This is a genomic window from Streptococcus mitis (assembly GCF_008763935.1).
Taxonomy (GTDB): domain Bacteria; phylum Bacillota; class Bacilli; order Lactobacillales; family Streptococcaceae; genus Streptococcus; species Streptococcus mitis_DB.
In genome coordinates, this window is the sequence record NZ_VTQF01000002.1 from 371654 (window position 1) to 385987 (window position 14334).

At 41.0% G+C, this 14334-nt stretch carries 12 protein-coding genes; 11 read left to right on the forward strand and 1 reads right to left on the reverse strand.

Annotated features, from left to right (window positions below; genetic code table 11):
• Positions 1-6: 6 nt before the first annotated feature.
• From deoC to F9B91_RS04640, 6 genes are all read left to right on the forward strand, one after another.
• Complete coding sequence (gene deoC, locus F9B91_RS04615) at positions 7-669, forward strand: deoxyribose-phosphate aldolase (protein WP_150922627.1); 663 nt, start codon at positions 7-9, stop codon at positions 667-669.
• On the forward strand, positions 656-1045 hold the full coding sequence (locus F9B91_RS04620) for a cytidine deaminase (protein WP_000246097.1): 390 nt from the start codon (positions 656-658) through the stop codon (positions 1043-1045). Before deoC ends, F9B91_RS04620 begins: the two co-directional genes overlap by 14 nt.
• An 89-nt stretch (positions 1046-1134) precedes the next feature.
• Entirely contained in the window at positions 1135-2187 is a 1053-nt protein-coding gene (locus tag F9B91_RS04625) for a BMP family lipoprotein (protein ID WP_150922628.1), read from the forward strand.
• A gap of 143 nt (positions 2188-2330) precedes the next feature.
• Positions 2331-3866, forward strand: coding sequence for an ABC transporter ATP-binding protein (locus tag F9B91_RS04630; protein ID WP_150922629.1), 1536 nt, complete (start codon positions 2331-2333; stop codon positions 3864-3866).
• The gene (locus F9B91_RS04635; protein WP_000038644.1) at positions 3859-4917 is read left to right on the forward strand and encodes an ABC transporter permease; all 1059 of its coding nucleotides are present in this window, start codon (positions 3859-3861) and stop codon (positions 4915-4917) included. The genes F9B91_RS04630 and F9B91_RS04635 overlap by 8 nt, the downstream gene beginning before the upstream one ends.
• A 2-nt stretch (positions 4918-4919) precedes the next feature.
• Positions 4920-5876: an ABC transporter permease gene (locus tag F9B91_RS04640; RefSeq protein WP_055387421.1), complete on the forward strand. Its 957-nt coding sequence runs from the start codon at positions 4920-4922 to the stop codon at positions 5874-5876.
• Positions 5877-5915: 39 nt separating this feature from the next.
• Here the strand turns inward: F9B91_RS04640 and plsY are convergent, their stop codons facing one another.
• A complete protein-coding gene (gene plsY / locus F9B91_RS04645) occupies positions 5916-6557 on the reverse strand; it encodes a glycerol-3-phosphate 1-O-acyltransferase PlsY (protein WP_150922630.1) in 642 nt (213 codons plus the stop codon).
• Positions 6558-6692: 135 nt separating this feature from the next.
• Between plsY and parE the strand changes: the two genes are divergently transcribed.
• The 5 genes from parE to parC all read left to right on the forward strand — a co-directional run bounded on the left by parE (position 6693) and on the right by parC (position 14308).
• Entirely contained in the window at positions 6693-8642 is a 1950-nt protein-coding gene (gene parE / locus F9B91_RS04650) for a DNA topoisomerase IV subunit B (protein WP_150922631.1), read from the forward strand.
• A gap of 52 nt (positions 8643-8694) precedes the next feature.
• Positions 8695-9942, forward strand: coding sequence for a YecA family protein (locus tag F9B91_RS04655; RefSeq protein ID WP_150922632.1), 1248 nt, complete (start codon positions 8695-8697; stop codon positions 9940-9942).
• 196 nt (positions 9943-10138) lie between these two features.
• Complete coding sequence (locus tag F9B91_RS04660) at positions 10139-10651, forward strand: hypothetical protein (RefSeq protein WP_150922661.1); 513 nt, start codon at positions 10139-10141, stop codon at positions 10649-10651.
• On the forward strand, positions 10641-11495 hold the full coding sequence (locus tag F9B91_RS04665; protein WP_150922633.1) for an aminoglycoside 6-adenylyltransferase: 855 nt from the start codon (positions 10641-10643) through the stop codon (positions 11493-11495). Before F9B91_RS04660 ends, F9B91_RS04665 begins: the two co-directional genes overlap by 11 nt.
• Before the next feature lie 341 nt (positions 11496-11836).
• Positions 11837-14308 (forward strand): DNA topoisomerase IV subunit A, encoded by a 2472-nt coding sequence (gene parC, locus F9B91_RS04670; RefSeq protein WP_150922634.1) that lies wholly within the window; start codon positions 11837-11839, stop codon positions 14306-14308.
• The last annotated feature ends 26 nt before the right edge of the window (positions 14309-14334 follow it).

The window sequence follows — 14334 nt, forward strand, 5'->3', positions numbered from 1 at the left end:
CCGAATATGAAATTAAATAAATATATCGATCATACACTTTTGAAACAAGATGCGACAGTAAATCAAATTGATTGTTTGTTGTCTGAAGCTAGAGAGTATGATTTTGCCAGTGTTTGCGTTAATCCGACCTGGGTTGAACATGCTAAAAAAGGTCTTGAAGACACAGATGTCAAGGTCTGCACAGTAGTAGGTTTCCCCTTGGGAGCAACAACTTCAACTGTGAAAGCTTTTGAAACAAAAGAAGTTATCCAAAATGGTGCAGATGAGATTGATATGGTGATCAATGTTGGAGCTCTCAAATCAGGTAATCTTGATTTGGTTGAGTCAGATATTCGCGCAGTCGTGGAAGCAAGTGGTGACAAGTTAGTGAAAGTCATTATTGAAGCTTGCCTTCTGACAGACCAAGAAAAAGTTTTAGCTTGCCAATTGTCCCAAAAAGCGGGAGCTGACTTCGTAAAAACTTCAACTGGCTTTTCAACTGGTGGTGCTACGGTAGCAGATGTTAGATTAATGCGTGAAACAGTTGGACCTGATATGGGAGTCAAGGCTGCTGGTGGAGCCCGTTCTTATGCAGATGCTCTTGCCTTTGTGGAAGCAGGGGCGACCCGTATCGGAACGTCAGCTGGGGTAGCCATTTTAAAAGGAGAATTGGCTGATGGCGACTACTGAGTTGATTGAACTAGCAATTGAAACCAGCAAGAAAGCCTATGTGCCCTATTCTCACTTTCCTATCGGAGCAGTTTTAGTGGCGAAAGATGGTAGCTCTTATACAGGTGTCAATATTGAGAATGCTAGTTATTCTTTGACTAACTGTGGAGAACGTACAGCGATTTTTAAAGCAGTTTCTGAAGGCCAAAGAGAATTTTCAGAATTGATTGTCTATGGTCAGACTGAAAAACCAATTTCGCCATGTGGTGCTTGTCGCCAAGTGATGGCTGAATTTTTTGAACAAGATCTAAAAGTGACCTTAGTCGCAAAAGATAAATCGACGGTCGAGATGACGGTCGGGGAGTTACTTCCATACTCTTTTACAGACTTAAACTAGTCTGAGTCGCTCTCTGAGTGGCACGGTCCTTGTGGCCAACCAATCCATACTTGCAACATCGTTGCACATCTTATTTAGGAGGTTCAGTAATGAACAAGAAACAATGGCTAGGCCTTGGTCTAGTTGCAGTGGCAGCAGTTGGACTTGCTGCATGTGGTAACCGCTCTTCTCGTAACGCAGCTTCATCTTCTGATGTGAAGACAAAAGCAGCAATCGTCACTGATACTGGTGGTGTTGATGACAAATCATTCAACCAATCAGCTTGGGAAGGTTTGCAGGCTTGGGGTAAAGAACACAATCTTGCAAAAGATAAAGGTTTCACTTACTTCCAATCAACAAGTGAAGCTGACTATGCTAACAACTTGCAACAAGCGGCTGGAAGTTACAACCTAATCTTCGGTGTTGGTTTTGCCCTTCACAATGCAGTTAAAGATGCAGCAGAAGAGCACACTGATTTGAACTATGTTTTGATTGATGATGTGATTAAAGATAAAAAGAATGTTGCTAGTGTAACATTTGCTGATAATGAATCTGCTTACCTTGCAGGTGTTGCAGCAGCTAAAACAACTAAGACAAAACAAGTTGGTTTTGTAGGTGGCATTGAGTCAGAAGTTATCTCTCGTTTTGAAGCTGGTTTCAAGGCAGGTGTTGCCTCAGTAGATTCATCTATCAAAGTACAAGTTGACTATGCTGGTTCATTTGGTGATAATGCCAAAGGTAAAACAATTGCAGCAGCTCAATACGCAGCTGGTGCAGACGTTGTTTACCAAGTAGCTGGTGGTACAGGTGCAGGTGTCTTTGCAGAAGCAAAATCACTTAACGAAAGCCGTCCTGAAAATGAAAAAGTTTGGGTTATCGGTGTTGACCGTGACCAAGAAGCAGAAGGTAAATACACTTCTAAAGATGGCAAAGAATCAAACTTTGTTCTTGTATCTACTTTGAAACAAGTTGGTACAACTGTAAAAGATATTGCTAACAAGGCAGAAAAAGGTGAATTCCCTGGCGGTCAAGTGATCGTTTACTCATTGAAAGATAAAGGGGTTGACTTGGCAGTGACAAACCTTTCAGAAGAAGGTAAAAAAGCTGTCGAAGATGCTAAAGCTAAAATCCTTGATGGAAGCGTAAAAGTTCCTGCAAAATAATGGATGGAAGTCATTTCTTAGGAAGCGGCCCTCGGCCGCTTTTTTAAGAGTTGAGACAAAGTCATTTTGTCTCAGTAAAGCTTGCTACTAGATAAACTAGCAAGTTTTATTGAAATAAAATAAGACTCTGAAAGGAAGAGCACATGGCACACGAAAATGTCATTGAGATGCGTGATATTACCAAGGTGTTTGGTGAATTTGTTGCCAACGACAAAATCAACCTGCACCTACGAAAAGGTGAAATTCATGCACTTTTAGGAGAAAATGGGGCTGGTAAGTCCACGCTCATGAACATGTTAGCAGGGCTTCTTGAACCAACCAGTGGTGAAATTGTGGTCAACGGTCAAGTTGTCAACCTCGACTCCCCATCTAAAGCAGCTGGCTTGGGAATCGGAATGGTTCACCAGCACTTTATGTTGGTAGAGGCTTTCACGGTGGCTGAAAACATCATTTTAGGTAGTGAATTGACTAAAAATGGTGTGCTAGATATCGCTGGAGCTAGCAAAGAAATCAAGGCTCTTTCTGAACGTTATGGCTTAGCTGTTGACCCTTCTGCCAAGATAGCAGATATCTCAGTTGGAGCCCAACAACGTGTAGAAATTTTAAAAACCCTTTATCGGGGGGCTGATATCCTTATCTTTGACGAACCGACGGCCGTTTTGACTCCATCAGAAATTGATGAGTTGATGGCTATTATGAAAAATCTTGTCAAAGAAGGGAAATCAATTATCTTGATTACCCACAAGTTGGACGAGATTCGCGCAGTTTCTGACCGCGTTACAGTTATCCGTCGTGGGAAATCAATTGAAACTGTAGAAATCGCAGGGGCAACCAATGCTGATTTAGCAGAAATGATGGTTGGTCGTTCTGTTTCCTTTAAAACAGAGAAGCAAGCCTCTCAACCCAAAGAAGTGGTCTTGTCTATTAAAGACTTGGTGGTCAATGAAAACCGTGGTGTCCCAGCTGTCAAAAATCTGTCCTTGGATGTTCGTGCTGGAGAGATTGTTGGTATTGCAGGGATTGATGGAAATGGTCAGTCTGAACTGATTCAAGCCATTACAGGTCTTCGCAAGGTTGAATCTGGTAGCATTGAGCTAAAAGGAGATTCAATTGTAGGCTTGCACCCACGTCAGATTACAGAGTTGAGCGTTGGGCACGTTCCAGAAGACCGTCACCGTGATGGCTTGATTTTGGAAATGATGATTTCTGAAAATATTGCCCTTCAAACCTACTATAAAGAACCACATAGTAAAAATGGAATTTTGAACTATTCAAATATTACTTCTTATGCTAAAAAGCTAATGGAAGAATTTGATGTTCGTGCTGCCAGTGAATTTGTGCCTGCAGCTGCACTCTCGGGAGGAAATCAACAAAAAGCAATTATTGCTCGTGAAATTGATCGAGATCCTGATCTCCTTATCGTCAGCCAGCCAACTCGTGGGCTGGATGTCGGTGCCATTGAGTATATCCACAAACGCTTGATTGAAGAGCGTGATAATGGCAAGGCTGTCCTTGTTGTCAGCTTTGAATTGGATGAGATTTTAAACGTCTCAGACCGTATTGCCGTTATCCACGATGGTAAGATTCAAGGTATTGTATCACCAGAAACAACCAATAAACAAGAACTAGGTGTCTTGATGGCTGGTGGAAACTTGGGAAAGGAGAAGAGTGATGTCTAAAAAATTACAACAAATTTCGGTTCCCTTGATTTCTGTCTTCCTAGGAATTTTACTCGGGGCCATTGTTATGTGGATCTTCGGTTATGATGCTATTTGGGGCTACGAAGAATTGTTCTATACAGCATTTGGCAGTCTGCGTGGGATTGGTGAAATCTTCCGTGCTATGGGTCCTTTAATCTTGATTGGTCTTGGTTTTGCCGTTGCCAGTCGCGCTGGTTTCTTTAACGTCGGACTTCCTGGGCAGGCCTTGGCTGGTTGGATTCTCAGTGGTTGGTTTGCCCTGTCGCATCCAGATATGCCCCGTCCCTTGATGATTCTAGTAACCATCGTGATTGCCCTGATTGCTGGTGGGATTGTCGGAGCGATTCCAGGTATTCTTAGAGCCTATCTAGGGACATCAGAGGTTATCGTAACCATCATGATGAACTACATTGTCTTGTATGTAGGAAATGCCTTTATCCATGCCTTTCCTAAAGACTTCATGCAAAGTACAGATTCTACGATTCGTGTTGGGGCTAATGCAACCTACCAGACACCTTGGTTGGCTGAGTTGACTGGTAATTCGCGGATGAATATCGGTATTTTCTTTGCTCTCATTGCCGTTGCAGTCATTTGGTTCATGCTCAAGAAAACAACTCTTGGTTTTGAAATCCGTGCGGTTGGTCTTAATCCACATGCTTCAGAATATGCTGGTATTTCTGCAAAAAGAACGATTATCCTCTCAATGATTATCTCAGGTGCCTTGGCAGGTCTTGGTGGGGCTGTTGAAGGTTTGGGAACCTTCCAGAACGTTTATGTTCAGGGGGCGTCATTAGCTGTCGGATTTAACGGAATGGCGGTTAGTCTGCTTGCGGCCAACTCACCAATTGGTATTCTCTTTGCAGCCTTCCTATTTGGTGTTCTCCAAGTTGGAGCCCCTGGTATGAATGCGGCGCAGGTACCGTCTGAGCTTGTCAGCATTGTAACAGCGTCTATTATCTTCTTTGTCAGTGTTCATTACCTTATCGAACGCTTTGTCAAACCGAAAAAACAAGTTAAAGGAGGTAAGTAAAGATGTCTATTACAACCTTGCTCACCCTCTTGGTGTCTTCTATGCTGATTTACTCAGCACCCCTCATCTTTACAAGTATCGGTGGTGTTTTCTCTGAACGTGGTGGTGTGGTAAACGTCGGCCTTGAAGGAATTATGGTTATGGGTGCCTTTTCTGGAGTTGTCTTTAACCTTGAATTTGCAGAACAATTTGGAGCAGCAACTCCATGGCTATCTTTGCTTGTAGCAGGATTGGTTGGAGGCCTCTTCTCTATCATCCACGCAGCAGCGACGGTTCATTTCCGTGCAGACCATGTTGTCAGCGGTACAGTATTGAATTTGATGGCGCCTGCCTTGGCTGTTTTCTTGGTTAAAGTTCTTTATAACAAAGGACAAACCGACAATCTAAGTCAGACTTTTGGACGCTTTGATTTCCCAGTCTTGGCAAATATCCCAGTAATCGGTGATATCTTCTTCAAGTCAACTAGTTTACTTGGTTATTTGGCGATTGCCTTCTCATTCCTTGCTTGGTTTATTCTCTTTAAGACTCGCTTTGGTCTTCGTCTTCGCTCTGTCGGTGAACACCCTCAAGCAGCGGATACCTTGGGAATCAATGTCTACAAGATGAGATATTTTGGAGTTATTATTTCAGGTTTCCTAGGTGGAATTGGTGGAGCTATTTATGCTCAATCCATCTCAGTTAACTTCTCGGTAACAACTATTGTTGGACCTGGATTTATTGCTCTTGCTGCGATGATCTTCGGAAAATGGAATCCAATCGGAGCTATGCTATCTAGTCTCTTCTTTGGACTTTCACAAAGTTTGGCTGTTATCGGATCTCAATTGCCATTCTTACAAGGAGTGCCTGCGGTTTATCTTCAAATCGCACCTTATGTTTTGACCATTCTTGTCTTGGCAGCCTTCTTTGGAAAAGCGGTAGCACCAAAAGCAGATGGTATCAACTATATCAAATCAAAATAAGCATACAAAAAAACGTCAGTTCATGAATGAACTGGCGTTTTATTTTTTAGGATGTTGATTGGTTAAGTTTAATCCCCAAGGAACAAGATTTTCAGTCTTATTCTGGATACGTGAGATATTATCCTTATGCCGAATGATAATCAAACTAGCCAGTGCTAGGATAATAGCGATGAATAGAGGGTCATAATTGCTCAGGATAAAACCAACAAATGGAAAGAGTAAAACCCCGATAACAGCTGCGATAGATGCTGTGACACTGGAAAGTGAAATCATACTACCAAGATAGAGGGTTCCAAAGAAAACAACTGCTAGGTAGAGACAGAAGACAGGTGCAAATCCGAAAATCACTCCCGCACTGGTTGCGACAGCCTTACCACCCTTAAATCCTGCAAAGATAGGGAAGGTATGGCCAATAACAGCTAAAAGTCCAAAGATGAGAGGCGAAACGCCTTGTAGATGAAACATAATCGGAAGAAGTGTTGCTAGGGTCCCTTTGAAAAAGTCAATCACAAAGGTTGCCATACCAGCTTTCTTGCCTAAAATGCGGAAGGTATTGGTCGTTCCAGTGTTACCAGAACCATGCTCGCGCAGATTGATTTGAAAGAATACTTGTCCAATCCAGAGACCAGACGGAATTGAACCCAGCAGATAAGCTAGGATTAATAAAACTATTGTAATCATACTCCTATTATATCATGAAATGGAGTAGAAAGTCAGAGAATCTCTTCTGAAATTGTTACAGCGGAGAAAGAAAAATTTTGCAAAATCCTTGGAAAACTTGTAGAATAGTAAAGATGAACGAATAGGAGGTTCCTTGTGTCAAAAAAGGAAATCAATATTAACAATTATAATGATGATGCCATTCAGGTGCTAGAAGGGTTGGATGCGGTCCGTAAACGTCCAGGAATGTATATCGGATCGACCGATGGTGCTGGTCTCCACCACCTAGTCTGGGAAATCGTCGATAATGCGGTCGATGAAGCCCTGTCTGGGTTTGGCGATCGTATTGATGTGACCATTAATAAAGATGGAAGTTTAACGGTTCAAGACCACGGACGTGGAATGCCAACTGGTATGCACGCGATGGGAATTCCAACTGTTGAGGTTATCTTTACCATTCTTCATGCAGGAGGGAAATTCGGTCAAGGAGGCTACAAGACATCAGGTGGACTTCACGGGGTGGGGTCTTCCGTTGTTAATGCCCTTTCTAGCTGGCTAGAAGTTGAAATCACTCGTGATGGTGCAATCTACAAGCAACGTTTTGAAAATGGTGGCAAACCTATCACGACCTTGAAGAAAATTGGTACAGCACCTAAATCTAAAACAGGTACCAAAGTCACCTTCATGCCGGATGCGACTATCTTTTCTACGACAGACTTCAAGTATAACACCATTTCAGAACGTCTCAATGAGTCAGCCTTTCTCTTGAAAAATGTGACCTTGTCATTAACGGACAAACGAACAGATGAAGCGATCGAGTTCCACTATGAAAATGGGGTTCAGGACTTTGTGTCCTATCTGAACGAAGATAAGGAGACCTTAACGCCGGTTCTTTACTTTGAAGGGGAAGACAATGGTTTCCAAGTGGAAGTGGCCCTCCAGTACAATGACGGATTTTCAGATAACATTCTATCCTTTGTCAATAACGTTCGCACCAAGGACGGTGGAACGCACGAGACAGGACTCAAGTCTGCCATTACCAAGGTCATGAATGACTATGCGCGTAAGACGGGGCTTCTCAAGGAAAAAGATAAAAACCTTGAAGGTTCAGACTATCGTGAGGGACTAGCAGCCGTTCTTTCTATCTTGGTTCCTGAAGAACACCTCCAGTTTGAAGGACAGACTAAGGACAAACTAGGAAGTCCACTAGCTCGTCCAGTTGTAGATGGGATTGTGGCTGATAAGTTGACTTTCTTCCTCATGGAAAATGGAGAACTAGCGTCTAATCTGATTCGTAAAGCTATCAAGGCTCGTGATGCCCGTGAAGCAGCACGTAAGGCGCGTGATGAGAGCCGAAATGGCAAAAAGAATAAGAAAGACAAGGGCTTACTTTCTGGTAAATTGACCCCAGCCCAGTCCAAGAATCCAGCTAAGAATGAACTCTATCTAGTCGAGGGGGATTCTGCCGGAGGTTCTGCTAAACAAGGCCGTGACCGCAAGTTCCAGGCAATCTTGCCTCTTCGTGGTAAGGTTATCAATACAGCCAAGGCTAAGATGGCGGATATCCTCAAAAATGAGGAAATTAACACCATGATTTATACTATTGGTGCAGGTGTGGGAGCAGACTTCTCTATTGAAGATGCCAACTATGACAAAATCATTATCATGACCGATGCGGACACCGATGGTGCCCATATCCAGACCTTGCTCTTGACATTTTTCTACCGTTACATGCGTCCGCTAGTTGAGGCAGGACATGTCTATATTGCCCTTCCACCTCTTTACAAGATGTCAAAAGGTAAAGGCAAGAAAGAAGAAGTGGCTTACGCTTGGACGGATGGAGAATTAGAAGAACTTCGCAAGCAGTTCGGCAAAGGCGCTACTCTCCAACGCTACAAAGGTCTTGGTGAGATGAATGCTGACCAGCTCTGGGAAACAACCATGAATCCAGAAACCCGTACCCTCATCCGTGTTACGATCGAAGACCTAGCACGCGCCGAACGTCGCGTCAATGTCCTCATGGGAGACAAGGTCGAACCACGACGTAAGTGGATTGAGGATAATGTCAAGTTTACGCTGGAAGAGAGTGGGGAGATGGTGTTTTAGGAGTGTGCTGCAATAAAAAAATAAATATACATTATAGAAAGGAGGTGGAGAGGTGTCTATCGGTAGAAACGATAAATGTCCATGCAATTCAGGCAAAAAATACAAACATTGCCATTTAAAAATAGAGAAGTTACGAAAACAAATGAAACGGAATAATCTTCGTGATATTTCAGAAAGTGAGAGAAAACAACTTCAATCCCACGATAGGAATAGAGTCAAGCAACTTTTCGATTCTAAAGGAAAAGAGTGCCTGTATTCCAACTGTGATAGAAAACCGATTAAATCACACACTTTTCCTAGAAATATATTAGAAAAGCAGATTGCAAGAAAAACTGATAATGGATATTCGGTTTTTTCGACCGATATAAAAAATATTGTTAGTAATCTACAAAATCCTAGATCATATAGTGAATTATTTTATGAAGTCAATATAAATGATGCTGGAACTATGCCACTTTTTTGTGAAGAACATGACAATCAGATTTTTTCGCCAATAGAAACTTTTAAACCCATTCCTACCGAAAAACAATATATATTTTTATATGCTTATCGTTTCTTTTTATACCATTTTTCTAAAGAAAAATATGCCTTGATAGATTACCATGATTTGATTGCCTCAGAAAAAGGAGTAGGCAAATCACTTTCTTCAGATACAAGAAATAAAAGAAATTCCATTTATGCTAATGCAACAAAAATTGCAAATACTAAAACAAATATAACAAATTTAGATGTATTAAAGATTAAATTTGATCAAGTAATGAATCATACTCTACCAAGTGATGCTAAAATTGATGAACATTTTAAAGTATACGGTTATAAATTGAAAAACGATATTCAGTGGTGTGGTGCCGGCTGTACAGAGTTTTCTTATAACGATACTGGAGTTATGAATCATTTAGGCTGCAGTTTTGGTTTAATCCCACAAAATAGAGATTTTCCAGCATATTTTTATTGTGTTGTACCAAACGAAGAAAATGATTATTTGAAAGATAAATTGCTGAAGTTACTTAATGATAAGTATGATGGTTATAAGAACGAAAAAGATACTGCTTCTTTTGAAAATATTATAAAATATTACATTTTTGATAGTTCAGAAAATATTATAATTTCTCCTGATATTATTGATGAATTGAGAGATAAAGAAATTTGTTTTTTTAATGAAAAAGGTAAACTTTTAAAAAACAGCCAATATGAATGGCTTTTAAAAGCAAATATTCTATTATGTCAAGTCAAAGGAGAACAGAACGAGGAAGTACGCAATACTGTTTATAATATACTGGAAACAATCGATTTGTTTTAAAAAACGGATAGATTGGACTCATCAAATTTCAAATCACCAGAATTTCTGACGGAGCGTTTTGGAGTAAATTCTATTTGGCAGAAAAACGAGCGAGAGTTTTTGAACAAAAGATGAACGATTGTTTTTCTGATGAGCAGTTTTAAAGCTGTACATAATCGCTAAAACTATTGGAGGTGCGGTATTGATTACGTTATTAATGTTTCCTTTTTTCCTTGTTCTCCTAGCCATTTTTGGAATTATATATGATTTAATGACCAATAAAGGTAGAAAAGAGTGTGCTCGCACAGTATCCTTGTTTATATTGAACATCCTCACTATTGGTGTCTGTCTATTAGATTTACCAATGGAAAGTAAACCATACTCAGGAATAGGGTTTATCTTATTTTATGCACTTGCTTTCATCCCTTTGATGATTGTTTTCTCATTATATACCCTCTATAGGATTGGAAAACATTATAGGTATTTTAAGAGTAAGTTTGCTATAATACTCCTATTCAATGCTATTTTACTTTTCCTTCTTTCATTAGTAAATACTTTTGTATTATGGAGAAGCTTTAAAATATATCATAGAAACGATATTAAATTGTTTTATTTTGTTTTAATCGTTTTGGGGATTGGTTCGACTATCCAATTCATTGTAGGGGAACTTGAGAAGAAAAGAATACGAGGCATCCAAAAAAAAGAGGAGCAAGACGGCTATGAAAAATGACTCTATAAAAGATATGTGCAGACAACATAGAAGTGAAGCGCAAATGCTGAGATTAATTTTACAGACTGCTGAAACTTTACAAATTGAGGCTGTCGCCATGTCCGGTTCGCGGACAAATTCACAAGCTCCAAAAGACGAATTTCAAGACTATGATGTGCTCTATGTCGTGGACAACTTAGATACTCTAACAAGCAATCTTGCTTGGTTAGACCAGTTTGGCACTCGTATCATTGAGCAACATAATATCCTAGGCAACCGTCGTCTCTACCTCATGCTCTTTGAAGATGGCAATAGGATTGACTTGACCCTCTGTCCTACGGAGTATATTCAAGAGTGGGTGGATAGTGAAGCTGATTATACAGTTTTGAAAGATGAGAAAGGCTTGTTTGAGTCCTATACTACAAGTCCTCAACGTTACTGGACAAGCCCAGCTAATGCGATAGAGTTTGAAAAAGCCTGCAATGAATTTTGGTGGGTATCAGCCTACGTGGTTAAGGGGATTTGTCGCAAACAAGTCATTTATACGACGGACCATCTCTATGGCATTTGTCAACAAGAATTCTTGAAAATCTTGGCTTGGCAGGTCGCAGCAGATAAGGGGACGATTGATGTAGGCAAGAACTACAAGTATCTCTTTAACTATTTACCTGCTGAGAAAGAGAAAGAATTCTCAAATCTGCTTGATTTTTCAAGCATAGATAAAATCACTAAGTCTTTGTTTGCTACGATGGAACTTTTCCACCAAGAATCTCAATTTCTTGCTAATAAGATGGGATTTGACTATGATATGGAGGTGGCTGAGAAGATGATTGAGTATGCTGAGGAGAGACTTCTTAATCGCTAACTAACTAAAGACCTTAATTTGAAAGATTAAACTACAGAAAGGGTCGTTTGGTTATTTGTAGTAACTGAACACGGGACTAATTTTATTCGGAAAAAAGTCAAATCGTCTTGACTTCATCGAGCCCTACATCGATTTCTATTTTTCTACAGACATTTTTGGCAAGCCAAATCGTCCCTTTATATCTTAACTGAACACCTTTTCTGTAAAAATCTACTCTACATTCTTTGAAAGGAGTTGAACACGCCCTAAATGCTAGGTGAAAAAGATAAATTCTCTTGTGAGCTTTCTTACTTCAAGAATTTTCTATTTTCACTTGGTATTTTACGGGCTCTGTATCCTATATGAGTAACATTCAAAACATGTCCCTGGAGGACATTATGGGAGAGCGCTTTGGTCGCTACTCCAAGTACATTATTCAAGACCGAGCTTTACCAGATATTCGTGATGGCTTGAAGCCGGTTCAGCGTCGCATTCTTTATTCTATGAATAAGGATGGCAATACCTTTGATAAGAGTTACCGTAAGTCGGCCAAGTCTGTCGGGAATATCATGGGGAATTTCCACCCACACGGTGACAGCTCTATCTATGATGCCATGGTTCGTATGTCGCAAGACTGGAAAAATCGTGAGATTCTAGTTGAAATGCACGGTAATAACGGTTCTATGGACGGAGATCCGCCTGCGGCTATGCGTTATACTGAGGCACGTCTTTCAGAAATTGCAGGTTATCTCCTTCAGGATATCGAGAAAAAAACAGTTCCTTTTGCTTGGAACTTTGACGATACGGAGAAAGAGCCGACAGTCTTGCCAGCAGCCTTTCCAAATCTTTTGGTCAATGGTTCGACTGGTATTTCGGCTGGTTATGCCACAGATATTCCACCGCATAATTTAGCTGAGGTTATTGATGCGACGGTTTACATGATTGACAACCCAACAGCCAAAGTTGAAAAACTCATGGAATTCTTGCCTGGGCCAGATTTCCCTACAGGAGCTATCATCCAAGGCCGTGATGAAATCAAGAAGGCCTATGAAACTGGGAAAGGGCGCGTGGTTGTTCGTTCCAAGACTGAGATTGAAAAGCTAAAAGGTGGTAAGGAACAAATCGTTGTCACTGAGATTCCTTATGAAATCAACAAGGCCAATCTGGTCAAGAAAATCGATGATGTTCGTGTCAATAACAAGGTAGCAGGTATTGCTGAGGTTCGTGATGAGTCTGACCGTGATGGTCTTCGTATCGCTATTGAGCTAAAAAAAGATGCCAATACGGAGCTTGTTCTCAACTACCTATTTAAGTACACTGACCTACAAATCAATTACAACTTTAACATGGTGGCGATTGATAATTTCACACCTCGTCAGGTCGGTATTGTCCCAATCTTGTCTAGCTATATCGCCCACCGTCGCGAAGTGATTTTGGCGCGTTCACGCTTTGATAAGGAAAAGGCTGAAAAACGTCTCCATATCGTCGAAGGTTTGATTCGTGTGATTTCGATCTTGGATGAAGTCATTGCTCTTATCCGTGCTTCTGAGAATAAGGCGGACGCCAAGGAAAACCTCAAAGTTAGCTATGATTTTACGGAAGAACAGGCTGAGGCTATCGTAACCTTGCAACTGTACCGTTTGACCAATACCGATGTGGTTGTCTTGCAGGAAGAAGAAGCAGAACTTCGTGAAAAGATTGCCATGCTTGCTGCTATCATTGGAGATGAACGGACCATGTACAATCTTATGAAGAAAGAACTTCGTGAGGTTAAGAAGAAGTTTGCGACTCCGCGTTTGAGTTCTCTAGAAGACACTGCGAAAGCAATTGAGATTGATACAGCCAGTCTTATCGCCGAGGAAGATACCTACGTCAGCGTGACCAAGGCAGGTTACATCAAGCGTACCAGCCCACGTTCCTTTGCAGCTTCCACCTTGGAAGAAATTGGCAAACGTGATGATGACCGTTTGATCTTTGTACAATCTGCTAAGACAACCCAGCATCTCTTGATGTTCACGACTCTTGGAAATGTCATTTATCGACCAATTCATGAATTGGCTGATATTCGTTGGAAGGATATCGGTGAGCACCTGAGCCAGACCATTACAAACTTTGAAACTAACGAAGAAATCCTTTATGCTGAAGTCGTGGATCAGTTTGATGATGCCACAACCTACTTTGCTGCAACTCGTCTCGGTCAAATTAAACGGGTAGAACGCAAAGAATTCTCTCCATGGCGAACCTACAAGTCTAAGTCTGTCAAGTATGCCAAGTTGAAAGATGATACGGACCAGATTGTAGCAGTGGCTCCAATTAAACTGGATGATGTTCTTTTGATTAGCCAAAATGGTTATGCCCTGCGTTTCAATATCGAAGAGGTTCCAGTTGTCGGTGCTAAGGCTGCGGGTGTCAAGGCTATGAACTTGAAAGCAGATGATGTCCTCCAATCTGCCTTTATCTGTAACACTTCATCCTTCTACCTCTTGACTCAGCGTGGAAGTTTAAAACGTGTTTCTATCGACGAAATTCCAGCAACAAGCCGTGCCAAACGTGGCTTACAAGTCTTGCGTGAGTTGAAAAATAAACCGCACCGTGTCTTTTTAGCAGGAGCAGTTGCAGAGCAAGGATCTGTAGGTGATCTCTTCAGTACAGAAGTGGACGGGAACGATCAAACTCTGATTGTTCAATCTAACAAAGGAACAATCTATCAAAGCCGATTGCAAGACTTGAACTTGTCAGAACGCACTAGCAACGGAAGCTTCATTTCTGATACGATTTCAGATGAAGAAGTTTTTGACGCGTATCTTAAAGAAGTATTTACTGAAGCTAAATAAGTGAAATGAAGAATCAGTTTTCAGAG